This window comes from Pseudomonas sp. EggHat1, assembly GCF_014892995.1.
In the GTDB taxonomy this organism is placed as follows: Bacteria; Pseudomonadota; Gammaproteobacteria; order Pseudomonadales; family Pseudomonadaceae; genus Aquipseudomonas; species Aquipseudomonas chaetocerotis.
In genome coordinates this window covers 145,659-169,024 of the sequence record NZ_JACKQK010000002.1, presented here as the reverse complement: position 1 = coordinate 169,024, position 23,366 = coordinate 145,659, and the positions used below count along the sequence as shown (strand labels likewise).

General features: G+C 64.4%; 22 protein-coding genes. 17 read left to right on the top strand and 5 right to left on the bottom strand.

Features of this window, described 5'->3' with window-relative positions:
* The first annotated feature begins 39 nt into the window (after window positions 1–39).
* From INS93_RS05005 to INS93_RS04985, 5 genes are all read left to right on the top strand, one after another.
* Window positions 40–1,413 (top strand): solute carrier family 23 protein, encoded by a 1,374-nt coding sequence (locus INS93_RS05005; protein ID WP_192980534.1) that lies wholly within the window; start codon window positions 40–42, stop codon window positions 1,411–1,413.
* A 59-nt stretch (window positions 1,414–1,472) separates the two neighbouring features.
* Window positions 1,473–3,245 (top strand): acyl-CoA dehydrogenase C-terminal domain-containing protein, encoded by a 1,773-nt coding sequence (locus tag INS93_RS05000; protein WP_192980533.1) that lies wholly within the window; start codon window positions 1,473–1,475, stop codon window positions 3,243–3,245.
* A 142-nt stretch (window positions 3,246–3,387) separates the two neighbouring features.
* On the top strand, window positions 3,388–4,566 hold the full coding sequence (locus INS93_RS04995; protein ID WP_192980532.1) for an acetyl-CoA C-acetyltransferase: 1,179 nt from the start codon (window positions 3,388–3,390) through the stop codon (window positions 4,564–4,566).
* A gap of 74 nt (window positions 4,567–4,640) precedes the next feature.
* The gene (locus INS93_RS04990; protein ID WP_192980531.1) at window positions 4,641–5,507 is read left to right on the top strand and encodes an MBL fold metallo-hydrolase; all 867 of its coding nucleotides are present in this window, start codon (window positions 4,641–4,643) and stop codon (window positions 5,505–5,507) included.
* Between the two features lie 164 nt (window positions 5,508–5,671).
* Window positions 5,672–6,151, top strand: a complete 480-nt coding sequence (locus tag INS93_RS04985) for a YbaK/EbsC family protein (protein WP_192980530.1) — start codon at window positions 5,672–5,674, stop codon at window positions 6,149–6,151.
* Window positions 6,152–6,310: 159 nt separating this feature from the next.
* Here INS93_RS04985 and INS93_RS04980 read toward each other — a convergent pair whose 3' ends face one another.
* The 3 genes from INS93_RS04980 to mpl all read right to left on the bottom strand — a co-directional run bounded on the left by INS93_RS04980 (window position 6,311) and on the right by mpl (window position 8,684).
* Complete coding sequence (locus INS93_RS04980; protein WP_003463065.1) at window positions 6,311–6,607, bottom strand: YceK/YidQ family lipoprotein; 297 nt, start codon at window positions 6,605–6,607, stop codon at window positions 6,311–6,313.
* A complete protein-coding gene (gene ubiX / locus INS93_RS04975; protein ID WP_192980529.1) occupies window positions 6,600–7,229 on the bottom strand; it encodes a flavin prenyltransferase UbiX in 630 nt (209 codons plus the stop codon). Before ubiX ends, INS93_RS04980 begins: the two co-directional genes overlap by 8 nt.
* 102 nt (window positions 7,230–7,331) lie before the next feature.
* Complete coding sequence (gene mpl / locus INS93_RS04970) at window positions 7,332–8,684, bottom strand: UDP-N-acetylmuramate:L-alanyl-gamma-D-glutamyl-meso-diaminopimelate ligase (RefSeq protein WP_192980528.1); 1,353 nt, start codon at window positions 8,682–8,684, stop codon at window positions 7,332–7,334.
* A 245-nt stretch (window positions 8,685–8,929) separates the two neighbouring features.
* On the opposite strand from mpl, the gene INS93_RS04965 reads away from it, so the two are divergent.
* The gene (locus INS93_RS04965) at window positions 8,930–9,385 is read left to right on the top strand and encodes a GNAT family N-acetyltransferase (RefSeq protein ID WP_036998299.1); all 456 of its coding nucleotides are present in this window, start codon (window positions 8,930–8,932) and stop codon (window positions 9,383–9,385) included.
* A 27-nt stretch (window positions 9,386–9,412) separates the two neighbouring features.
* Here INS93_RS04965 and INS93_RS04960 read toward each other — a convergent pair whose 3' ends face one another.
* Window positions 9,413–10,996 (bottom strand): protein kinase, encoded by a 1,584-nt coding sequence (locus INS93_RS04960; RefSeq protein WP_192980527.1) that lies wholly within the window; start codon window positions 10,994–10,996, stop codon window positions 9,413–9,415.
* Between the two features lie 114 nt (window positions 10,997–11,110).
* On the opposite strand from INS93_RS04960, the gene INS93_RS04955 reads away from it, so the two are divergent.
* The 11 genes from INS93_RS04955 to INS93_RS04905 all read left to right on the top strand — a co-directional run bounded on the left by INS93_RS04955 (window position 11,111) and on the right by INS93_RS04905 (window position 22,601).
* A complete protein-coding gene (locus tag INS93_RS04955) occupies window positions 11,111–11,938 on the top strand; it encodes a zinc-dependent peptidase (protein WP_192980526.1) in 828 nt (275 codons plus the stop codon).
* A gap of 78 nt (window positions 11,939–12,016) precedes the next feature.
* Entirely contained in the window at window positions 12,017–12,544 is a 528-nt protein-coding gene (gene ppa / locus INS93_RS04950) for an inorganic diphosphatase (protein ID WP_074679082.1), read from the top strand.
* 152 nt (window positions 12,545–12,696) lie between these two features.
* Window positions 12,697–14,328: a methyl-accepting chemotaxis protein gene (locus INS93_RS04945; RefSeq protein ID WP_178094593.1), complete on the top strand. Its 1,632-nt coding sequence runs from the start codon at window positions 12,697–12,699 to the stop codon at window positions 14,326–14,328.
* A 2-nt stretch (window positions 14,329–14,330) separates the two neighbouring features.
* The gene (locus INS93_RS04940; RefSeq protein ID WP_192980525.1) at window positions 14,331–14,825 is read left to right on the top strand and encodes a chemotaxis protein CheW; all 495 of its coding nucleotides are present in this window, start codon (window positions 14,331–14,333) and stop codon (window positions 14,823–14,825) included.
* A gap of 4 nt (window positions 14,826–14,829) precedes the next feature.
* The gene (locus INS93_RS04935; RefSeq protein WP_192980524.1) at window positions 14,830–16,077 is read left to right on the top strand and encodes a CheR family methyltransferase; all 1,248 of its coding nucleotides are present in this window, start codon (window positions 14,830–14,832) and stop codon (window positions 16,075–16,077) included.
* The gene (locus tag INS93_RS04930) at window positions 16,070–16,753 is read left to right on the top strand and encodes a chemotaxis protein CheW (protein ID WP_192980523.1); all 684 of its coding nucleotides are present in this window, start codon (window positions 16,070–16,072) and stop codon (window positions 16,751–16,753) included. The genes INS93_RS04935 and INS93_RS04930 overlap by 8 nt, the downstream gene beginning before the upstream one ends.
* Complete coding sequence (locus INS93_RS04925) at window positions 16,750–19,014, top strand: hybrid sensor histidine kinase/response regulator (RefSeq protein WP_192980522.1); 2,265 nt, start codon at window positions 16,750–16,752, stop codon at window positions 19,012–19,014. The genes INS93_RS04930 and INS93_RS04925 overlap by 4 nt, the downstream gene beginning before the upstream one ends.
* Complete coding sequence (locus INS93_RS04920; RefSeq protein ID WP_192980521.1) at window positions 19,011–20,015, top strand: chemotaxis response regulator protein-glutamate methylesterase; 1,005 nt, start codon at window positions 19,011–19,013, stop codon at window positions 20,013–20,015. The genes INS93_RS04925 and INS93_RS04920 overlap by 4 nt, the downstream gene beginning before the upstream one ends.
* A 62-nt stretch (window positions 20,016–20,077) precedes the next feature.
* Window positions 20,078–21,100, top strand: a complete 1,023-nt coding sequence (locus tag INS93_RS04915; RefSeq protein WP_192980520.1) for a response regulator — start codon at window positions 20,078–20,080, stop codon at window positions 21,098–21,100.
* A 204-nt stretch (window positions 21,101–21,304) separates the two neighbouring features.
* Window positions 21,305–21,745 (top strand): type II 3-dehydroquinate dehydratase, encoded by a 441-nt coding sequence (gene aroQ / locus INS93_RS04910; RefSeq protein ID WP_192980519.1) that lies wholly within the window; start codon window positions 21,305–21,307, stop codon window positions 21,743–21,745.
* A gap of 4 nt (window positions 21,746–21,749) precedes the next feature.
* Window positions 21,750–22,601, top strand: coding sequence for a shikimate dehydrogenase (locus tag INS93_RS04905; protein WP_192980518.1), 852 nt, complete (start codon window positions 21,750–21,752; stop codon window positions 22,599–22,601).
* Between the two features lie 70 nt (window positions 22,602–22,671).
* Here the strand turns inward: INS93_RS04905 and INS93_RS04900 are convergent, their stop codons facing one another.
* Window positions 22,672–23,343: a TetR/AcrR family transcriptional regulator gene (locus INS93_RS04900; protein ID WP_192980517.1), complete on the bottom strand. Its 672-nt coding sequence runs from the start codon at window positions 23,341–23,343 to the stop codon at window positions 22,672–22,674.
* Window positions 23,344–23,366: the final 23 nt, after the last annotated feature.

Here is a 23,366-nt window from a genome sequence, read left to right as displayed (position 1 = left end):
ACAACAAGAACCGGCCCTGGCGGCCGACGGAGAACCCTCATGCAAATTTTCAAGCGCCGTGACGGCGACGAACAACCACACTGGCCCCTCGGGCCGTTCAAGGTGCGCCTGCCCTTCGTGCATTACCGCTGGGAAACGGCGGAGATGCTGCAGGCGCTGATCATGTTCGTGGTCAGCCTGGCGATGATCCCGCTGCTGGAGAAATACCTCGGCCTGCCCTATGACGTGGCCCTGGCCTATGTGGTGGTGTGTGGCATCGGCTTCATGCTGCCGGCGCTGCTCGGCGTGCCCTTCGTACCCGGCTGGATCACCCCTGGCATCCCCGTGGTGCTGCTGTTCCTCGGCGACTTCGAGCCGGGCCCGCAGGCCATCCAGGCGCTGTTCGCCCTGCAGTTCCTGGTGTTCGTGATTTTCCTCGTGCTCGGCGTCACGCGTCTGGGCAGCGCCTTGGTGCGGCTGATCCCCAACTCGATGAAGGGCGGCATCATCATCGGCGCCGGCATCGCCGCACTGATGGGCGAGATCAGCGCCGGTGGCCGCCTGGCCAACACGCCGATCTCCCTGGTGCTGGGCAGCCTGATCTGCCTGTACCTGATGTTCTCCGTGTCGTTCAAGGGCCTGACCGAGCGTGTGCCAATGGCACGCAAGATCGTCAACTACGGCATGGTGCCAGGCATGCTGATCGCCATTTTCATCGGCATCGGCGTGGGCGAGTACAAGATGCCGGACGTGAAATGGGGCATCACCGCGCCGGCCTTCGCCGAGATGTGGAACTACCTGCCGTTCAGCGTCGGTTTCCCCGGCCTGGACGTGTTCCTGCTGGCCGTGCCCACGGCGGTGATCGCCTATGTGATCGCCTTCGGCGACATCATCGTTGGTCAGTCGCTGATGCAACGCGCCGATGAACTGCGCACCGACGAGGTGATCGAAAACAACGTCGACCGCGTGCATCTGGTGACCGCCATCCGCAACGCCCTGCATGCCTTCTTCGCACCCTACCCGGGCCTGGCCGGTCCGCTGTGGACGGCGGTGGCGGCAACCATGGCCGAACGCTACAAATACGGACGCAAGGCGATGGATTCGATCTACAGCGGCGCTGGCACGTTCTGGATCACCGGCTTCGCCGCGCTGTTCATGCTGCCGCTGGTCAGTTTCTTCCAGCCGGTGCTGCCGATCGCCCTGTCGCTGACGCTGATCCTCACCGGCTACATCTGCCTGATGGTCGGCTTCGAGCAACTCAACAACAACACCGAGCGCGGCATCGCCGGCACCATGGGTGTGGTGCTCGCCGTCTACGGCGCTGGCTGGGGCCTGGCTGCGGGTGCGGCGCTGTACATCCTGGTCGAACGTACCCATCTGCTTAAATTCACCAGCGTCAAGGATAAGCCGCAAAGTCAGGCGGAAGCCGACTGACGGATTTCGTTCCACACGCGCCGCGCTCGTCGCGGCGCCACTGCTGTCGAGGTTGCACCATGCCCGAGTTCAACGCCCCGCTGCGCGATATGCGCTTCGTCCTCCATGAAGTCTTCCAGGCGCCAAACCTGTGGGCACGTCTGCCGGCCCTGGCGGAAACCGTCGATGCCGACACCGCCGACGCCATCCTCGAAGAAGCCGCCAAGGTCACCGGCAGCCTGATCGCCCCGCTCAACCGCAGCGGCGACGAGGAAGGCGCGCAGTGGGTCGATGGCGACGTGCGCACCCCAGCCGGTTTCCGCGAGGCCTACGCCACCTACACCGAAGGCGGCTGGGTCGGCCTGTCCGGCAACCCGCAGTACGGCGGCATGGGCATGCCCAAGATGCTCGCCGTGGCCTTCGAGGAAATGCTCTACGCCGCTGGCTCCAGTTTCGCGCTGTATTCGGCGCTGAGTTCCGGCGCCTGCCTGGCCATCGACGCCCATGCCAGCGAAGAACTGAAAACCACCTACCTGCCGCCGATGTACGAGGGCCGCTGGGCCGGTTCCATGTGCCTGACCGAGGCCCACGCCGGCACCGACCTGGGCATCATCAGAACCCGCGCCGAGCCGCAGGCAGACGGCAGCTACAAGGTCACCGGCAGCAAGATCTTCATCACCGGCGGTGAGCAGGATCTGACCGAGAACATCATCCACCTGGTGCTGGCCAAGTTGCCGGACGCACCGACTGGGCCGAAGGGCATCTCGCTGTTCCTGGTGCCCAAGGTGATGGTCAACGGCGATGGCAACCTCGGCGCGCGCAATGCGGTGAGCTGCGGCTCCATCGAGCACAAGATGGGCATCAAGGCCTCGGCCACTTGCGTGATGAACTTCGACGGCGCCACCGGCTATCTGATCGGCGAGGTCAACAAAGGCCTGGCGGCGATGTTCACCATGATGAACTACGAACGCCTGTCCATTGGCATCCAGGGCATCGGCTGCGCCGAGGCGTCCTACCAGTCGGCCGTCAGCTACGCCCGCGAACGCATCCAGAGCCGCGCCGCCACCGGCCCTGTCAATCACGACAAGATCGCCGACCCGATCATCGTCCACGCTGATGTGCGTCGCATGCTGCTGACGATGAAGGCGTTGAACGAAGGTGGTCGTGCTTTCGCCTGCTACGTCGGCCAGCAACTCGACCTGGCCAAGTACGCCGAGGACGCCAACGAGCGGCAGAACGCCGAAGCCCTGGTCGCCCTGCTGACGCCGGTGGCCAAGGCCTTTTTCACCGACACCGGTCTGGAAAGCTGCGTGCACGGCCAGCAAGTGTTCGGCGGCCACGGCTACATCCGCGAGTGGGGCCAGGAGCAGTTGGTGCGTGACGTGCGCATCGCGCAGATCTATGAAGGCACCAACGGCATACAGGCGCTCGACCTGCTCGGGCGCAAGGTGGTGGCCAACGGCGGCGCCGCGCTGCGCCTGTTCGCCGGCGAAGTGCGCGACTTCGCCCATGCTCACGAATCGCCTCACGGCGAGCGCCTGGTGGAAGCGCTGGAACGTCTTGAAGCGGTCAGCGGCTGGCTGCTGGAGCAGGCCAAGAGCGATCCCAATTCGGTCGGTGCCGCCTCGGTGGAGTACCTGCACCTGTTCGGCTACGTCGCCTACGCCTATATGTGGGCGCGCATGGCCGCCGTGGCGCAGGGCAAACAGAACGAGGACAACGCTTTCTACGGCGGCAAGCTCGCTACCGCCGAGTTCTTCTTCGCCCGCCTGCTGCCGCGCACCCTGAGCCTGGAGGCGAGCATTCGTGGTGGTAGCCAGTCCTTGTATGGCCTGGCTGCCGAGCAGTTTTAAACGTAGGGCGGGGGTAACCCGTCACCGCCGAGCTAGCGGGTTTCACCCGCCCTACAGGGTTGAGCGTGTTGCGCGGCGCTTCGGCGCCGCGCTTTTTTATTCAAGTCTCGGCTGGGACATGCCCAACCGACGAGGAACCTTTATGCGTGAAGTCGTGATAGTCGCCGCCTGCCGTACTGCCATAGGCAGCTTCCAGGGCGCGTTGAGCCGCATTCCAGCCCCGCAGCTGGGCGCGGCAGTGATCCGTGAACTCCTCGCCCGCACAGGCATTGCAGGCGAGCAGATCGACGAGGTGATTCTAGGCCAGGTACTTACCGCAGGCTCAGGGCAGAATCCGGCCCGGCAGAGCGTGCTGCTCGCCGGCCTGCCACATACGGTGCCGGCCATGACCCTGAACAAGGTCTGCGGCTCCGGCCTCAAGGCGGTGATCCTCGGTGCCCAGGCCATTCGTGGTGGCGATGCCGAGATCATCATCGCCGGCGGCCAGGAGAACATGAGCCTGGCGCCCTACGTCATGCCCGGCGCCCGCAGCGGCCTGCGCATGGGTCATGCCGGGCTGGTCGACACGATGATCCAGGACGGTCTGTGGGACGCCTTCAATAACTACCACATGGGCATCACCGCCGAGAACCTGGCCGAGCAGTACGGCGTCACGCGCGCCGAACAGGATGCCTTCGCCCTGCGCTCGCAGCAGCGCGCCCAGGCAGCCATCGAGTCCGGCCGTTTTGCCAGCGAGATCGTCCCCGTGGAAATTCCCCAACGCGGCGCCGAACCGCTGCGTTTTGCCCAGGACGAACAGCCGCGCGCCGGCACCAGCCTGGACAGCCTCGGCAAGCTGCGCCCGGCCTTCAAGAACGACGGCACGGTGACCGCCGGCAATGCCTCGACGCTCAACGACGGCGCTGCTGCCGTACTGCTGATGAGCGCCGAGAAGGCCGATGAATTGCAACTGCCGGTGCTGGCGCGCATTGCCGCCCACGCTAGCGCCGGGGTCGACCCGGCGGTGATGGGCATTGGCCCGGTATTCGCCAGTTGCAAGGCACTGGAGCGGGCAGGCTGGAGCCTGGAACAGCTCGACCTGATCGAGGCCAACGAAGCCTTCGCCGCCCAGGCCATCGCCGTCGGCCGCGAGCTGCATTGGGACAGCGCCAAGGTCAACGTCAACGGCGGTGCCATCGCCCTCGGCCACCCCATCGGCGCCTCCGGCTGCCGCATCCTGGTCAGCCTGATCCACGAGATGCAGCGCCGCGATGCCCGCCGTGGCCTGGCTACCCTGTGCATCGGCGGCGGCCAGGGCGTGGCGCTGGCCATCGAACGCTAGCCTGGAACAAACGAGCCGGTGGATGTAGAAAGCGACATCCACCACGCCTCCCAGACAAGAACAAGAGAACACCCATGCGAACCCTGACCACCCTCACCGGCAACAGCCAGAAACTCGACGGCGGCGCCATGTTCGGCAACGCGCCCAAGGCTCTCTGGCAACGCTGGATGCCGGCCGACGAACTGAACCGCATCGACCTCGGCTGCCGTGCCCTGCTGGTGCAGGAGGACGAGCGCAACATCCTCATCGAAACCGGTATCGGTGCCTTCTTTAGCCCCGAACTCAGGCAGCGCTTTGGCGTGCAGGAAGATCGCCACGTGCTGCTCGACAGCCTGGCGGCCGTGGGCTTGAGTGACGCCGACATCGACATCCTGGTGCTCACCCACCTGCACTTCGACCATGCCGGCGGCCTGCTCGCCGCCTGGCAAGAGGGTCAGCCAGCACGATTGCTGTTCCCCAACGCGCGCTTCATCACAGGCCGACGCCAGTGGCAGCGTGCCTGCAACCCACACGCCCGGGATAAGGCCTCCTATATTCCGGAACTGCTCGATCTCCTGGAAAACAGCGGCCGCCTGCAACTGATCGACGAAACCGAGCACTGCGAATTGCTCGGCCCCGACTGGCGCCTGCACTGGAGCGACGGCCATACGCCGGGCCAACTGCTGCCGGAAGTCGCCATGCCGGGCGGACCGGTGGTGTTTCCCGGTGACCTGATTCCCGGCGCGCCCTGGGTCCATCTCCCGATCACCATGGGTTATGACCGCTTCCCCGAAGGCCTGATCGAGGAGAAGCAAGCGCTGCTCAGTGACCTGTTTTCGCGTGACGGCCGGCTGGTGTTCACCCATGACCCGGAAGTGGCCATGGGACGGGTAACGCGAGATGAAAAAGGCCGCTACGGGCTCATTGAGGCGGTAAAAACAGCACATCTGCTGGCAAACTGACGCCATCAGGCCTTGACGCGCAGCTCATGCAGCGCGAGCATGGCCGCTTGTTTTTTCGCCGTGGTCACGACCACACCAGCACCCCAGGAAGGGGGCTGCGCTTGGCCAGCGAGAGACTGGCCGTCGTGCCATGCCCACCTCGACAGCCCTGGGGGGATCGTTTCATGAGCCTGGCCTCTGTACGCGCCTTCTTCGCCGCCAAGGCGCCCGATATCGCGATCATCGAACTGCAGTCCAGCACCGCCACCGTGGCGCTGGCTGCCGAAGCGCATGGTGTATCGCCGGGACAGATCGCCAAGACCCTGGCCTTTCGCATCGCCGAACGCGACGTGCTGATCGTCGCCCGCGGTGACGCCCGTATCGACAACCGCAAGATGAAGGAATGCTTCGGCGCCAAGGCGCGCATGCTCGATGCACAAACCGTTGTCGAGCTGACCAGCCACCCGGTCGGCGGCGTCTGCCCGTTCGGCCTGGCCACACCGCTCAGCGTCTACTGCGACCGCTCGCTGCTGGCCTTTAACGAAGTGCTGCCGGCGGCCGGCGCCACCCACAGCGCCGTGCGTATCGCCCCGCAGCGCATGGCCGAACTGGTGGACGCCGAGTGGATCGACGTGTGCCAGGAAGTGGAAACCGAACCCTGCTGAACGGCGTCACGTCCATGTAGGGTGCGCCGCGCGCACCGGGCTTTCCCGGATGACATCCCAGCCTTCAACCTTAGGACGCACCACTGCAGCCGAGATTCGGTGCGCACAGCGCACCCTACGGTGTCATGGCACTAGCGCCTGTCCCGGATTGCATCCGGGCTACAACCCGCCGCTGACACCGAGGCTGACACCCAGGGCGGTAGCTAGCGAAAACGGCAGCAACAGGGTATCGAGCAGCGCGCTGGCCGGCAGATCCAGTCCCGCATAACGAGGCGCCTCGGCACCGAAACGATCCAGCGGGCAGCAGCCGCCATTGATCGCATACCAATCCAGTCGCGTGCCGGCATAGACCACCGGCGCACCAGGCTTGGCCGCATCCAGCGTGCGCACGGTGGCACAGCCGCTCAGGCTCAGCAGCGCCACGGCGCATAAGAGCAGGCGCACGCTGCTAGTCATCCGACACCAAATGATGCTCGCCCCAGCGCGGCAACATGTCCTGAGGGATATTCAGGCAATTGAGGATGCGCGCAACGACGAAATCCACCAGATCATCCAGCGTCTGCGGCTGGTGATAGAACCCGGGCGAAGCCGGCAGAATGGTCACGCCCAGATTCGACAGCTTGAGCATGTTCTCCAGGTGAATGCTCGAATACGGCGCCTCGCGCGGCACCAGGATCAACTGGCGGCGCTCCTTCAATGCCACGTCGGCGGCGCGTTCGATCAGGTTGTTGCAGGCACCGGTAGCGATGGCCGACAAGGTGCCGGTGCTGCACGGCACCACCACCATGGCCGTCGGCGCGCCGGAGCCGGAGGCCGCCGGCGCCATCCAGTCTTCCTTGCCGTAGACGCGAATCTGCCCCGGCGCCGCGCCGGTGTATTCGGTGAGGAACTGCGCCATGGACTGCGGCTTGGCCGGCAGCGCCACGTCGGTCTCGGTGGCCATCACCAGTTGCGCGGCCTTGGAGATCAGGAAGTGCACCTCGCGATCCTCCTGCACCAGGCAATCGAGCAGGCGCAGACCATATTGCGCGCCGGAGGCGCCGGTCATGGCCAGGGTAACTCTATCGGGACCGCTCATACATTCACTCTCAAGACTGCTACGCGTGCTTATGCCGCGTAGGGCGGGTGCAAACCGCCGGGACTTGAACCATGGCGGGTTTCACCCGCCCTACTGCCAGCTTCAGGCCAGGGCCTCGGCCAGCTTGCCATGCAAACCACCGAAGCCGCCGTTGCTCATGATCACCACCTGGGTGCCGGGGCCCGCCAGGGCCTTCACGCCGTCGATGATCGACTCCAGCGAATCGCACACCTGGGTCGCATTGGTCGCCCCAGCAACGGTCGCGCCTAGGTCCCAGCCGAGATTCGGCGGGGCGTACCAGAACACCGCATCGGCCTGCTCGGCCGACTCGGCCAGGCCATCGCGATGAGCGCCAAGCTTCATCGAATTGGAGCGCGGCTCGATCACCGCGATCACCTGAGTGTCGTCACCAACGCGCTTGCGCAGCCCGTCCAGGGTGGTGGCAATGGCGGTCGGGTGATGGGCGAAGTCATCGAAGACGGTCACGCCATTCACCTCGGCGACCTTCTCCATGCGCCGCTTGGCGTTGATGAACTGGCCCAGCGCCTCGATGCCCAGCGCCGGCACCACGCCGACATGGCGCGCTGCAGCGAGCACGGCCAGGGCGTTGGCGACGTTGTGCTGACCGGTCAGGTTCCACTGCACGGTACCCTCGACCTTGCCGTCGAAGCTCACCTCGAAGCGCGAGCCATCCGCGCTGAGCAGGCGTGCCTGCCATTGCCCGCCTTCGCCGGTGGTCTGCACAGGTGTCCAGCAGCCCATTTCGATGACTCGCGCCAACGCGGCTTCGCTGGCGGGGTGGATGACCAGGCCTTCGCCGGGAATGATGCGCACCAGATGGTGGAACTGTCGCTCGATGGCCGCCAGGTCCGGGAAGATATCGGCGTGGTCGAATTCCAGATTGTTGAGAATGGCCGTACGCGGACGGTAATGGACGAACTTGCTGCGCTTGTCGAAGAAGGCGCTGTCGTATTCGTCAGCCTCGACCACGAAGAACGGCGTGTCGCCCAGCCGCGCGGAAATGCCGAAGTTCTGCGGCACGCCGCCAATCAGAAAGCCCGGACTCATGCCGGCGTGCTCCAGCACCCAGGCGAGCATGCTGGAACTGCTGGTCTTGCCGTGGGTACCGGCGACCGCCATCACCCAGCGCCCCTGCAGCACGTGATCGGCCAGCCACTGCGGGCCGGAAACGTAGGGCAGGCCCTTGTTCAGCACATATTCCACCGCCGGGTTGCCACGGCTCATGGCGTTACCCACCACCACCAGATCGGGCGCCGGCTGCAAATGCGCCGGGTCGTAGCCCTGCATCAGCTCGATGCCCTGGGCTTCCAACTGAGTGCTCATGGGCGGGTAGACGTTGGCATCGGAGCCGGTAACGCGATGGCCAAGCTCTTTGGCCAGAACGGCCAGCGACCCCATGAAGGTGCCGCAGATGCCGAGAATATGAATGTGCATTGATGACCTCTGAACGCGCCCTAATCATAGGGCTTAAAGCGATGGCGGCAGGTTAGCACAGCGCCCGCCAGGCGGCTGCTGCGCCCTGTTCAGACAGAGATGCGCAAACCAAGTTGCCCGGCAGGCGAAAATCAAACGCTTGCTTTGATTGCACATTCAACTGGCTTTGAGGCAGCATCGACTGGCTTGCTGGCACAACAGCTGCATCGTCCATCCAGTTTCAATCACAGAAGCCGAGGCCCGCCATGCGCATCGTCCAAGCCACCCTGGAGCACCTGGACCTGTTGACCCCGCTGTTCGTCAAATACCGCGAGTTCTACAACGAACTGCCCTACCCCGAGTCGTCGCGCAAGTTCCTCGAGAAGCGCCTGCGGCGCAAGGAGTCGGTGATCTACCTGGCGCTGGCCGACGATGAAGACAAGCTGCTCGGCTTTTGCCAGCTCTACCCCAGCTATTCCTCGCTGTCGCTCAAGCGCGTGTGGATTCTCAACGACATCTACGTCGCCGAGGATGCTCGCCGCCAACTGGTTGCCGACCGCCTGCTGCACACCGCCAAGCAGATGGCCAAGGAAACCAACGCCGTGCGCATGCGCGTGGCCACCAGCCGCGACAACGAAGTGGCGCAGAAGGTTTACGAGTCCATCGGCTTCGTCGAGGACGAGCAGTTCAAGAACTACGTGCTGCCGATCAACTCCGATTGATCGAACTGCAAGCGCAGCGGCTGTGCGTCAGCCGCCGAGACTGAGCAGCAGCCCGAACAGCAATGGCAAGGTGACCAGGCCCAAAACAGCCAGGCGTGTCGGCTGCAACGGCACCCGCCGCAGCGCTTGACTGCGACGCGCCTGCAGCGGCTGCTGCAATGCCAGCTGAAACTCCGACAGTGCATCGAAACGTGCCTGTGGCTGCGGCGCCAGGGCACGGGCAAGCACACCATCCCAGCCTTGCGGTACATGCACGCTAAAGGTCGCCAACGGCACGTAGCAGTGACCGGGCCCGACGTCGCTGCGCGCCGCCTCCGGCCATTGCCCGGACATCAGCCAGTAGACCAGCGACGCAAGTGCGAACTGATCAGCACGACCATCCAGCGCACGGCCACTGCGCAGCTCCGGCGCCAGTGGTACAGCCTGTTCAGGCACAGGTTGACGCGCAACGCCGGGCAGGATGACAGCCGCTCCGGGCAGAAACAGCACGCGCCCATCATCACCGAGCAGAATCTGCCTGGGACTCAGCCAAAGCCCCTGCATGCCACGGCGCTGCAGCGAACGCACGGCGGCGATCAGTTGCGTCACTATCCCCATCAGCGTCTGTGTATCCGGCGCACCATGGGCGGCCACCCAATCGAACAGATTGCGCATGCCGCGGGGCGGTTTGGCCAGTACCAGATACGCGTGACTGCGCGCCTGATGCGGCGACAGCACCTGCGGCAACCCCTGCTGCGCACTACGCCGCAACGCCCACTCGCGCTGCCAGAAGGCTTCCCCTGCGTCTTCCTCGGCGAACCAGAGCACGGCTTCCCGCCCGGATTCATCACACCCGATATACAGCCGCCCGGGCGGCCCATAAGGACATTGGCTCAGCAGCGTCCAACCATCGAGCTGCTGGCCACAGGTGATCTGCGTCAACGCCGGGCGCGCCGGCGCGGACGGCGCCGGCGTCAGGCACTGGGTTTCGCCCACGCCGAGCAAAACTGCAGCGCCGGGGGCCTGCAACAGCGGCTGCAGCCGCTCGCCAAGCGCACCCTCCGCCTGGATACAGAGCCCTTGCAGATCACTCACATCGAGCAGCGGTTGCGGTGCCAGCAGCAGATGCTCGCCGCAGCTTGGCACCAGGCTGTGCTGAACCAGCGCCAGCTCGGCCTGGGCGCCGAGCGCCTGCCCCTCACGCCCCGTGAGGATTTGCAAGGTGCCTTTATGCGCACGCGCCAGGCCGACACTGCCCGCCTGCAGAAACTGCAACTCATCGCCTTGCATCAAAAGCACACCGGCATGCAAGTCGGCGACGCCCTGCCCGGCCTGCTGCTGGCGAAACAGCTGAAGATTCAGGGCTGCCAGCACCTGTCGCACGGCCTGGGTTTCACTCCAGCCCTCAGGCGTACAGCGAAAATCGGCGAACAGGGCATCCAAATGATGTTCAAGGCGCTGCACCACATCGGGGCAATGGCGCGCCCAAAGCAGCACGACCAGCAACAAGGGTGGACGTTGTTGGCGACCGGCCAGCCACATCGCCCGAGCGCGCGCGGCCTGCTGCGGCAAGTCCAGCCCAGTGCCGAACGCCAGCGTGATTCCAGGGTGTTCCAGCAATTGCAGCGCCATGCTCAGTCCTCCTGCATCAGCGAAGCTGCCAGTGGCATTGCAGCCTTTGTGCCGACTTGTAGCCAGGCCTTGGCGCCCTTATGGTGGCGTGGTCATCCCAACGAGCCCGCATGCATGTGGTCCTTCAAGGCCTGGCGCCGTCGGCGCACCCTCGAAAACAACCCTGTCGACCCCGCCCACTGGGCCGAAGTACGCAGGCGCCTGCCGATTCTCGACGGCCTCGACGAACGCGAAGAGCATCATCTGCGCGAGCACGCCGTACTGTTTCTGCATGACAAGCACCTGACCGCCCTGCCCGGCCTGGAACTCGGGCCAGTCGAGCAACTGCTGCTGGCAGCTCAGGCACAGTTGCCACTGCTACACCTGGGCGATCTGGACTGGTACCGGGGCTTTCACGAAATCGTCCTTTACCCGGACGACTTCCTCAGCCCACAGCGCCACCGCGACGCCAGTGGCATCGAACATGAATGGGATGACGCCCGCAGTGGCGAAGCCTGGCAGCAAGGCCCGGTGATCCTCGCCTGGCCCGGCGTCGAGGCCAGCGGCGGTTGGGAAGGCTACAACCTGGTGATCCACGAATTGGCACACAAGCTGGACATGCTCGAAGGCGGCGCCAATGGCCTGCCGCCGCTGCACCGCGACATGCGCGTGCAGGACTGGGCCAATGCCATGCAGAGTGCCTATAACGCACTGAACGCCGAGCTGGACGCCAACCCCGACAGCGAAACCGCCATCGACCCGTACGCAGCCGAAGACCCGGCGGAATTCTTCGCGGTGACCAGCGAATATTTCTTCAGCGCACCGGATCTGCTGGCTGACGCCTTCCCCGAGGTCTACCGGCAACTGGCATTGTTCTACCGCCAGGACAGCCTGGCGCGATTGCAGCGTCTGCAGGCGGAACACCCCGACTACAGGGCGGTCGAAAACGCGACCAATGGCTGAGTAGGCCACCGTAGTAACGCACTGCGAATACGCCTATAATGCGCCCCACTTTTTTGGCCCTCCCTGGGAGTTTCCCCCATGAGCTACAGCAAGATCCCGGCTGGTAAAGACCTGCCGAACGACATCTACGTTGCCATCGAAATCCCGGCCAACCACGCGCCGATCAAATACGAAATCGACCACGACACCGACTGCCTGATGGTCGATCGTTTCATGGCCACCCCGATGTTCTACCCGGCCAACTACGGTTTCATCCCGCACACCCTGGCTGACGACGGCGACCCCCTCGACGTGCTGGTCGTGACCCCTTATCCGGTTGCTCCGGGTTCGGTGATCCGCGCCCGTCCGGTCGGCGTCCTGCACATGAGCGACGAAGCGGGCGGCGACGCCAAGCTGGTTGCCGTTCCGCACGACAAGCTGAGCGTTCTGTACAAGGACGTTCAGGAATACACCGACCTGCCCGCGCTGTTGATCGAGCAGATCAAGCACTTCTTCGAGAACTACAAGGATCTGGAGAAGGGCAAGTGGGTCAAGGTAGAAGGCTGGGGCGGCGCTGAAGAAGCCCGCGGCCTGATCAACAAGGCAGTCGCGGCTTACCAAAAATAAGCCCTGACCACCTCCGAAAAGCCGGCCACAAGCCGGCTTTTTTATTGCCTTTCGCCAGGCAACCGGTACACATTCGTTACACCCAGGCAAAACGGCGACACGCCGGTGTGCTGTAATCGATTAGCAAAACTGACCTGCCAGGCCCAATGGACATGATGAACCTGACCGTACGTAATCGAATCATTGTCAGCTTCCTGCTGATCATCGCCATTCTGGTTCTGCTGGCTGGCGCCTCTTATTTTCGCCTGGTGCAGATCGAGAAAGAGGCCAATGGCATTCGCAACGGGTCTATCCCGGGCCTCTATCATCCGAGCAAGGCGCAGGAGCTCTGGTCCCGTCACATGCTCGACACCCGCCGCCTGCTGCTACGTGCCGTCGATGAAGACGTTACCATCGTGCTCGACACCTACCGCGACCAGTTCGCCACGTTGGAGCAGGCGCTCGATGAGGAATTCGGTCGTTACCAGAGCGCCACGGCGGACGAGCAGGAGCTTGCTCTGGCAGAGCAATTCCGTCAGGTGCAGCGTCAGTATCTGAACCGCCACGGGCAACTGCTCGACAGCTTGCCAAGCATCGAACTCAAGCAGGCTCGTCAGTTCAGTGCCGAACGCGTGTTTCCCGAGTGGGACAAAGGCGAAAGCCTGCTGAGCGAGCTGATCGAGATGAATCGCAGCCAGGCCGAGGCCGCCGCGCACGAAATTCGTGGTGCGGTGCGCATCATGGAAGCAGGCTTGCTGATTGCCATCCTCCTGGCCATCCTCGTCTCCGCCGTGTGCGGCTGGCTGCTGATGAACGCCATCACCAAACCGGTGAACCGCATCGTCGCCACCCTCAAATCCCTGGAAAGCGGCGACCTGTCAGTGAAGCTCGACCTGCACCGGCGCGACGAATTCAACGCCATCGAGCTGGGTTTCAACAGCATGGTCGGCGAGCTCAAGAACCTGGTCGGCAACACACAGCGTTCGGCTGTGCAGATGACCACCTCGGTCACCGAGATTGCTGCTACCTCGCGCCAGCAGCAGGCCACGGCCACCGAAACAGCCGCCACTACTACAGAGATCGGTGCAACTTCACGGGAGATCGCCGCCACTTCGCGCGATCTGGTCCGCACCATGGGCGAGGTATCGGATAACGCCGAGCAGACCTCGATTCTCGCCGGCACCGGCCAGCTGGGCCTGGCCCGCATGGAAGAGATCATGCATCAGGTGATGGGCGCTGCCGACGTAGTCAACGGCAAGCTGTCGATCCTCAACGAGAAGGCCGGCAACATCACCCAGGTGGTCACCACCATCGTCAAGGTGGCGGACCAGACCAACCTGCTTTCACTCAACGCCGCCATAGAGGCGGAAAAAGCCGGCGAATATGGCAAGGGCTTCGCCGTGGTCGCCGTGGAAGTACGTCGTCTGGCCGACCAGACCGCCGTGGCCACCTATGACATCGAACAAATGGTGCGCGAGATCCAGTCCGCCGTATCGGCTGGGGTGATGGGCATGGACAAGTTCTCCGAAGAAGTGCGCCGCGGCATCGGCGAGATGGCACAGATGGGCGACCAGCTCAGCCAGATCATCCAGCAGGTACAGGCCCTGGCGCCACGCATCCAGATGGTCAACGAAGGCATGCAGGCACAGTCCACCGGCGCCGAACAGATCAACCAGGCATTGGTGCAGCTCGGCGAAGCCAGCAGCCAGACCGTCGATTCGCTGCGCCAGGCCGGCGCCGCCATCGATGAACTCAACCAGGTGGCCAACAACCTGCGCGTTGGCGTCAGCCGCTTCAAGGTCTGAACATGCCGGCTTCCAGCAAAGCATCAGCCGGGGAGCTGCACCTGCAGTTTCAGCTCGGTAACGATCGCTACGCCCTGCCCGCCAGCCAGGTGGTCGAAGTGCTGCCGCTGCGCCGCCTGAAAAAGGTACCCGAAGCACCGCAGTGGGTTGCCGGGCTGTTCGAGCATCGCGGCCGGGTGACCCCGGTGATCGATCTCAGCCGCCGCGTGCTGGGTCGCCCCGCCCTGCCGCGCAGCAGTACGCGGCTGGTGCTGGTGCGCTTCGACATGCAGCTGGGTGAGCAATCTCCGGTGCTCGGTCTGATCCTGGAGCAGGCCACCGACACCCTGCGCCTGCCCAGCGAGGCGTTCAAGGCCAGCGGCCTGGAAGCGGGTCAGGCCGATTACCTGGGGCCACTGCAACGCGACGCCCGGGGCATGATCCAGCGTATCGAGGTCGCCGGGCTGCTCGACGACGAGGTACGCGCCTTGCTGTTCCAACCGACGCAGCAGGGCTGAAGGGATGATCGAGCATATCGAACGCCTGCTGAAAAACCGCATCGGCCTGGAAGCCGAATCGGTCGGCCGCACAGTGATCGAACGCGCCGTACGCCAGCGCATGAACGCCCTCGGCCAGCAGAGCCTGGAAGGCTACTGGACCACCCTCGGCGGCTCGCCACGCGAGCAGCAGGCGCTGGTGGAAGCCGTAGTGGTGCCGGAAACCTGGTTCTTCCGCTACCCGGAATCGTTCAACGCGCTGGCCAGCCTGGCCCAGGAACGTCACGCCCAATTGCATGGGGCCAGGCCGCTGCGCCTGATCAGCCTGCCCTGCTCCAGCGGTGAAGAACCCTACTCCATCGCCATGACCCTGCTCGATGCCGGTTTTGCCGCCGAACAGTTCCAGATCGAGGCACTGGACGTCAGCGACAAGGTGCTGGAGCAGGCTCGCAAGGGCCTCTACGGGCGCAACTCGTTCCGCGGTGATGCCCTGGCCTTTCGTGATCGCTTCTTCCACGAGCAGGACGCCGGTGGCTTTCTCCTCGACGACCGGGTGCGCACATGCATCAGGCTGCGCACCGGCAACCTGCTCGATTCCAGCCTGTTTGCCGGCGAGCCCAGCTACGATTTCATCTTCTGCCGCAACCTGCTGATCTACTTCGACCGCCCGACCCAGGTGCGCGTGCTGGAGCTGCTCAAGCGCCAGCTGCAGGAAGGCGGCACACTGTTCATTGGCCCCGCCGAGGCCAGCCTGGCCAGCCAGAACGGTTTGCAGGCGCTGGGCCGCCAGCAGACCTTTGCCTTTCGCATGGCCCCGGCCCAACCGGTCATAAGCGTGCCGACGCGGGCACCCGCCAGTCGTTCGCGCCCAGCTGTGGCCATACCGACGCGCGCCATCCAGCCAAGCAGGCCACGCTCCGCGAGCAGAGCGCTGGACACAGCGGCACCAAACGTACAGGCAGTGGATGTCTGGAGCGAAGTCGCCAACCTGGCCAACGCCGGCCGCACCGACGAGGCGCGCCAGCGCAGCGAAGAGCATTTGCAGCAAAACGGCCCCAGCGCCGCAGCCTATTACTGGCTGGGTCTGCTCTGCGACGCGGCAGGCCAGGGCGACCAGGCCTGCGCCTACTACCGCAAGGCGATCTATCTCGAACCGCAACACCGCGAGGCACTCACCCATCTGGCCGCGCACCTGGAAGCGCAAGGCGATCAGACTGGCGCCCTACGCCTGTATCGACGCGCGCAGAACCCCGAGGTAGGCGAACGTGACTGATCAGGATCTGTTGCACAGCCAAACAGCCGTAGACGACTGCTGGAACCGCATTGGCGTGTTCGGCGACAAGCGCTGCCCGCAGCTGGAGCGGCATATCCATTGCCGCAACTGCGAGGTTTACGGCGCAGCGGCCATCGCCCTGCTCGACCGCTACGGCAGTGCACTGGAGCGTGGCGATGACGACTACGCCCAGAGCGGAACCGAGGAAGTTCAGGGCGCGCAGCGCTCACTGCTGATCTTCCGCCTTGGCGAGCAATGGCTGGCCATCGCCACGCGCTGCCTGGCCGAGGTGATGCCGGTCTCGCCGATCCACGTGCTGCCGCACCGTAACAGCCGTGGCCTGCTGGGCGTGACCAACGTACGCGGCACCCTGGTCGCCTGCCTGTCGCTGGCCGAACTGCTCGATCTCGACACGCAGCAGGATGCACGCCGTGGCGAGCGGCGAGTGATTCCGCGCATGCTAATACTGGAGAGCGACAGCGGCCCGCTGGTGACGCCGGTGGATGAGGTCAGCGGCATCCATCGCATCCCCGTGGCACGCATCAGCAGCGCCAAACATGACGACAAGCGCGCCATCAGCCGTTTCACTGCGGGCGTCCTGCAATGGCAGGAACAGAGCATTACCCTGCTCGACGACGAACAGTTGCTGCAAACCATGATCGGGAGCCTCGCGTGACACCGGACCAGATGAGGGACGCATCGCTGCTCGACCTGTTCCGGCTGGAAGCCGAGGCGCAGAAGCAGGTGCTCGACACCGGCCTGCTGATTCTCGAACGGGACCCGACCAACGCCGGCCAGCTGGAAGCCTGCATGCGCGCCGCGCACTCGCTCAAGGGCGCGGCACGCATCGTCGGCCTGGACCATGGCGTGCAGGTCGCCCACGCCATGGAGGACTTGCTGGTCGCCGCCCAGGAAGGCCTGCTGCGCCTGCTGCCCGATCATATCGACGCCCTGCTGCAAGGTTCCGACCTGCTCCTGCGCATCGGCCAGGCACAGCAGGACGCCGAGCTGGACGCGCGGGTGGAAACCGTCACCACACGCCTGCAGGTGCTGCTTGGCAATGCCGTGCCGGCACTGCGCGTGCAGCCTGGTGACAGCCCCCTGTTTGCCGCCGAAGCCACCCCGACCAGCCCGCACGAAACGCCCATTGCGCCCAGCCCGCAGCCAGCCGAGCCCGTGGCCGACGAACGCATCAGTCGCGTATTGCGGGTGTCGGCCGAACGCTTCGACCACCTGATCGACCTGTCCGGTAAATCGCTGGTGGAGTTCCAACGCACCAAGCCGCTGAACGATTCGCTGCATCGCCTCAAGCGCCAGCAGGAGTCGGCACGGCGCACCCTGGAGACGTTGCGCGAGCAGTTGCTCGGCACCGACCTGGACGCCACCGCGCAGGCGCTGTTTGCCGAGAGCCGCAACCTGTTGATCGAATGCCAGCAACAGCTGCAGGCCCACCAGGAACTGTTCGACGACTTCGTCTGGTACGGCGGGCAACGCACGCAGCAGCTGTACGACCTGGCACTGGCCTCGCGCATGCGCCCGTTCGCCGATGTGCTGACCGGGCACACGCGCATGCTGCGCGACCTGGGTCGCTCGCTGGGCAAACAGGTGCGTCTGGAGATCGAGGGCGACAACACTCAGGTCGACCGCGACGTGCTGGAGCGCCTGGAGGCCCCCCTGACGCACCTGCTGCGCAACGCCGTCGACCACGGCATCGAGCCACCGGCGCTGCGCGCCCGCAAGGGCAAGCCGGAAGAAGGCGTGGTGCAACTGCGCGCCCGTCATCATGCCGGCATGCTGGTGCTGGAAGTCAGTGACGACGGTGCCGGCATCGACCTCGAGCGCGTCGCCGAGGCGGTGATCAAGCGTCGTTTCGCCACTGCCGAGCAGGTCGAGCAGATGACCGAGGAAGAGCTGCTGGCCTTCCTCTTCCTGCCTGGTTTCAGCATGAGCCAGCAGGTCACTGAAGTATCCGGTCGCGGTGTCGGCCTCGATGTGGTGCAACACGAAATTCGCCGCATGCGCGGTAATGTACGCCTGCTGCAGAACCCGGATCAGGGCTGTCTGTTCCACCTCGAACTGCCACTGACCCTCTCGGTGGTGCGCGCGCTGGTGGTGACCATCGGCGGCGAAGCCTATGCCTTCCCGCTGGCGCAGATCGAACGCATGCTGCGCCTGCCGCGCAGCGCCATCGTCCAGCTCGAGGGACGCCAGCAGTTCTGGCTGGAGGACGAGCATGTCGGCCTGATCTCCGCCGCACAGCTGCTGCAATGCAATGAGAAACAGGGTGACGATGACAGCATTCCCATCGTGCTGATTCGCGACCGCGAGCAATACCACGGCCTGGCGGTCGAAGCCTTCCTCGGCGAGTTCACCCTGGTGCTGATGCCGCTCGATGGGCGCCTGGGCAAGGTGCGCGACGTCGCGGCCGGCGCCCTGCTGCACGACGGCACGCCGGTGCTGATCCTCGACGTCGACGACCTGCTCAACTCGGTGGGCAAATTGCTCGGCACCGGTCACCTGGAGCGCGTCGACCATGCCAGCCATGCGCGCCAGGCTGTCAGCAAGCGTGTGCTGGTGGTGGATGACTCACTTACCGTGCGCGAACTGGAGCGCAAGCTGCTGCTCAGTCGTGGCTATCAGGTGTCGGTCGCCGTGGATGGCATGGATGGCTGGAACGCCCTGCGCGCCGAGACCTTCGATCTGCTGATCACCGATATCGACATGCCGCGCATGGACGGCATCGAGCTGGTCACGCACGTGCGCCAGGACCCTCGCCTACGCTCTCTGCCAGTGATGGTGGTGTCGTACAAGGATCGCGAAGAGGATCGTCGTCGCGGCCTGGAGGCCGGCGCCGATTATTACCTGGCCAAGGCCAGCTTCCATGACGAAGCGCTGCTGGATGCCGTACAAACCCTGATCGGTGAGGCCCGCGAATGAGGATCGCCATTGCCAACGACATGCCCCTGGCAGTCGAAGCCCTGCGCCGCGCCCTGGCGGCAGAGCCCGAATACCAGTTGATCTGGGTTGCCAGCAACGGCGAAGAGGCGGTCAGCCGCTGCCGCGACGACCTGCCCGACCTGCTGCTGATGGACATGCTCATGCCCGGTATGGACGGCGTGGAAGCGACCCGGCGGATCATGCACGACACGCCCTGCGCCATTCTCATCGTCACCTCGGATGTCGAACGCAACATGTCGCGGGTATTCGATGCCATGGGTGCCGGTGCGCTGGATGTGGTCGCCGCGCCGTCGCTCGGCCCGCAACAAGTGCTCGATGCCGCGACGGTAAGGCGCAAGATCCACAACATCGCCTGGATGATCGGCCACAAGACCTCGCGCTCGGTCAAACCGACACCCGTGCGCAGCACTGAGAACCGCGGCAAACGCCTGGTGGCCATCGGCGCATCGGCCGGCGGACCGGCTTCGCTGGTAGAGCTGCTGCGGCAGATACCACCGGATTTTCCCGCCAGCATCGTGCTGGTGCAGCATGTCGACGAAGTTTTCGCGGCCGGCATGGCCCAGTGGCTCGGCAGCGAATCGCACATGCCGGTGCGCCTGGCCCGAGAGGGCGAAGTGCTGCAACCGGCCACCGTGCTCCTGGCCGGCACCAACAATCACCTGTACCTGGCGCCGGAGGGGCGCCTGGTGTACCGACGCGAGCCGACCGATCAGGTCTACCGGCCCTCTATCGATGTATTCTTCGAGAGCGTGGCCACCTACTGGCGAGGTGATGCAATTGGCGTGTTGCTGACGGGGATGGGGCGCGATGGCGCCAGGGGCCTGAAACTGATGCGCGAACGCGGCTTCCATACCATCGCCCAGGATCAGGCCAGCAGCGCCGTCTACGGCATGCCCAAGGCCGCTGTGGCGTTGGGCGCCGCAGCCGAAGTGCTGCCTCTGGACAGAATTGCGGCGCGCCTGCTCGAGCGCCTGGGCTGAGAACGCCAACTCGCGGCCAAAGCAGCCGCGCAACCTACGAAGACAAAGGCGGAGACGCACTTATGCAACGGCCTCAAGGGAACTCCAATCATCATTACGGCTTGCCCGACTACTCGATGATGGTGCTGCTGGTCGACGACCAGGCCATGATCGGCGAAGCCGTGCGGCGGGCGCTGAGTGAAGAGAGCGACATCGACTTCCACTTCTGCTCCGACGCGCATCAGGCGCTGAGCGTTGCCCAGCAGATCAAGCCGACGGTGATCCTGCAGGACCTGATCATGCCCGGTGTCGACGGACTCGAACTGCTCGCCCAGTACCGCGCGGCGCCCGGCCTGCGCGATGTACCGATCATCGTGCTGTCGACCAAGGAAGACCCCAAGGTCAAGAGCGCCGCCTTCACCGCCGGGGCCAACGATTACCTGGTCAAGCTGCCGGACGTGATCGAGCTGCTCGCACGCATCCGCTACCACTCGCGCTCCTACCTGACCCTGCTGCAGCGCGACGAGGCTTACCGCGCCCTGCGCGAAAGCCAGCAGCAATTGCTCGATACCAACCTGGTGCTGCAGCGCCTGATCAAATCCGACGGCCTCACCGGCCTGGCCAACCGCCGCTACTTCGACGAGTACCTGGAAATCGAATGGAGCCGCGCCTTGCGTGATCAGAGCGAACTGTCGCTGCTGATGATCGACGTCGACTACTTCAAGGCCTACAACGACCAGCACGGCCACGTCGCCGGCGATGAAGTGTTGCGCCGCGTCGGTGAGTCGCTGCGCGGAAGTTGCACGCGCGCCTCTGATCTGGCTGCACGCTACGGTGGCGAAGAGTTCGCCGTGATCATGCCCGGCACCGCCGCCGGCGGCGCGCGTCTGCAGGCAGAAAAGATCCGTCGTGCTGTCGAAGCACTGGGCATTCCCCACGACCTGCCCAAGCCCGGCTCTCCGATCAGCGTGAGTATCGGTATCGCCACCATCCGGCCCTCTGTGGAACATGATCCGCTGAGCCTGGTGATCAAGGCTGATGAAGGCCTGTACCTGGCCAAGCACAGCGGCCGCAACCAGGTGGCGCAGGCTGGCGAGAACAGCTAAAGCGCAGGGCGATAATCGCCCACTTTGCAAGCCCCCTTCGGTCTTGCCGAAATCTTCCACAACCCTTGATTTTACTGAGCCTGACGCCCTGACCGAGGGCGCCAGGCTTTTTCTTGCGCGCTTACCCAGCGACCACCGAATTGACTGAATTAACCAGTTAGTACATTTTTCTCGCAGTCACGTCACAACAACAAGAGATACCCCATGACGCCCTGCATTCTTGTACTCAATGGCCCCAATCTGAACCTGCTTGGAACCCGCGAACCGGCTACCTATGGCCATGAAACCCTGGCCGACATTTCCCGGCTTTGCGCCGAAACTGCCACCGAACACGGCTTGAAGATCGAGTTTCGCCAGACCAACCATGAGGGCGAACTGCTCGACTGGATTCATGCCGCGCGCGGGCGCTGCGCCGGCATCCTGATCAATCCGGCAGCCTGGACTCACACGTCGGTGGCCATCCGCGATGCCCTGGTGGCCAGCGAACTGCCGGTCATCGAGGTGCATCTGTCCAACGTGCACAAGCGTGAGCCGTTCCGTCATCACTCCTTCGTCTCGCCGATCGCCGTCGGTGTCATTTGTGGGCTCGGCAGTCAGGGTTACCGACTGGGCCTGCAGTACTTCGCTCAATCGCTCAAGGGTTAAGACCATGTCCTCGGTTACCAGCGGCATTCTCGCCGGCCTCATTGGCAAAGGCATTCAGGCTTCGCGCACGCCCGCCATGCACGAACGCGAAGGCGATGCGCAGGGGCTGCGCTACCTCTACCGCCTGATCGACCTCGACCAGTTGGGCCTCGATCTCGATGCGCTGCCGAGCCTGCTCGATGCGGCGCAGCACATGGGCTTTACCGGTCTCAACATCACCTTCCCGGCCAAGCAGGCGATCATCCCGCTGCTCGACGAGCTGTCGAGCGAGGCCCGTGGCATTGGCGCGGTGAACACCGTGGTGCTCAAGGACGGCAAGCGTGTCGGCCACAACACCGATTGCCTGGGCTTCGCAGAGGGCTTGCGCCGTGGCCTGCCCAACGTGGCTCGCCGTCGCGTGGTGCAGATGGGCGCAGGCGGTGCCGGCGCAGCCGTGGCCCATGCCCTGCTCGCCGAAGGCGTCGAACGCCTGTGCATCTTCGAGGTGGAGCCCGGCCGCGCCCAGGCCCTGGCGGACAATCTCAACGCTCACTTTGGCGCCGAGCGCGCCATCGCGGGCGAAGACCTGGCAGGTGAAGTCGCCGCTGCCGACGGACTGGTCAACACCACGCCGGTGGGCATGGCCAAACTGCCGGGCACACCGCTGCCGATGGAGCTGCTGCATGCCGGGCTGTGGGTCGCCGAGATCATCTACTTCCCGCTGGAAACCGAACTGCTGCGCCACGCCCGCGCCCTTGGCTGCCGCACGCTGGATGGCGGCACCATGGCGGTGTTCCAGGCGGTCAAGGCGTTCGAACTGTTCAGTGGCCGCCCGGCCGATGCCGAACGCATGCAGGCGCACTTCGCCAGTTTCTGAGCACACTCATGCAAAAAGGGCCCTGGCAGCGACAACGCGGCCAGGGCCCTTTTCATATCCGCACCGATCTTCAGCCCTGGATATAACGCAGCACCGCCTCGCAGATCATCGCCTTGTGTCGCTGCTTGACCTGCTCGTCGGGCAGATCGATCTGGAAGATCTCGCCAAAGGTGTGGCGGTTGGACACCCGATAGAAACAGAACGAACTGATCAGCAGGTGTACATCGAGTACGTCGATACCGGAGCGGAACACCCCCTCTTGCTCGCCGCGACGCAGGGTCTTGCCGAGGGTATCGAGCACCACGTTGCTCATCTGGCGGATGACCGGCGACTGCTTGACGTACTCGCCGTAGTGGATGTTCTCGATGCTGACGATGCGCACGAAGTCGACGTTGCGGTCATGGTGATCGAAGGTGAACTCCACCAGCCGACGGATCGCCAGCACCGGCGGCAAGGAGGCCAGATCGAGGCGACTCTCGGTGCCGCGGATATCACCGTAGAGTTTGACCAGCACCTCGAGATAGAGCTGTTCCTTGCTGCCGAAGTAGTAGTAGATCATCCGTTTCGAGGTCGCGGTGCGCTCGGCGATGGCGTCCACGCGGGCGCCGGAAAGGCCCTGCTGAACGAACTCCGTGATGGCGGCCTGGAGAATGCTCTCGCGGGTTTTTTCCGGGTTGTTCTTACGTACCTTGCGCACCACCTCGAGAGGTTCAGTGGTCAGGTTGGCAACGGCTTCGGTCATACGGCAATGGTCTTTTTTATAAG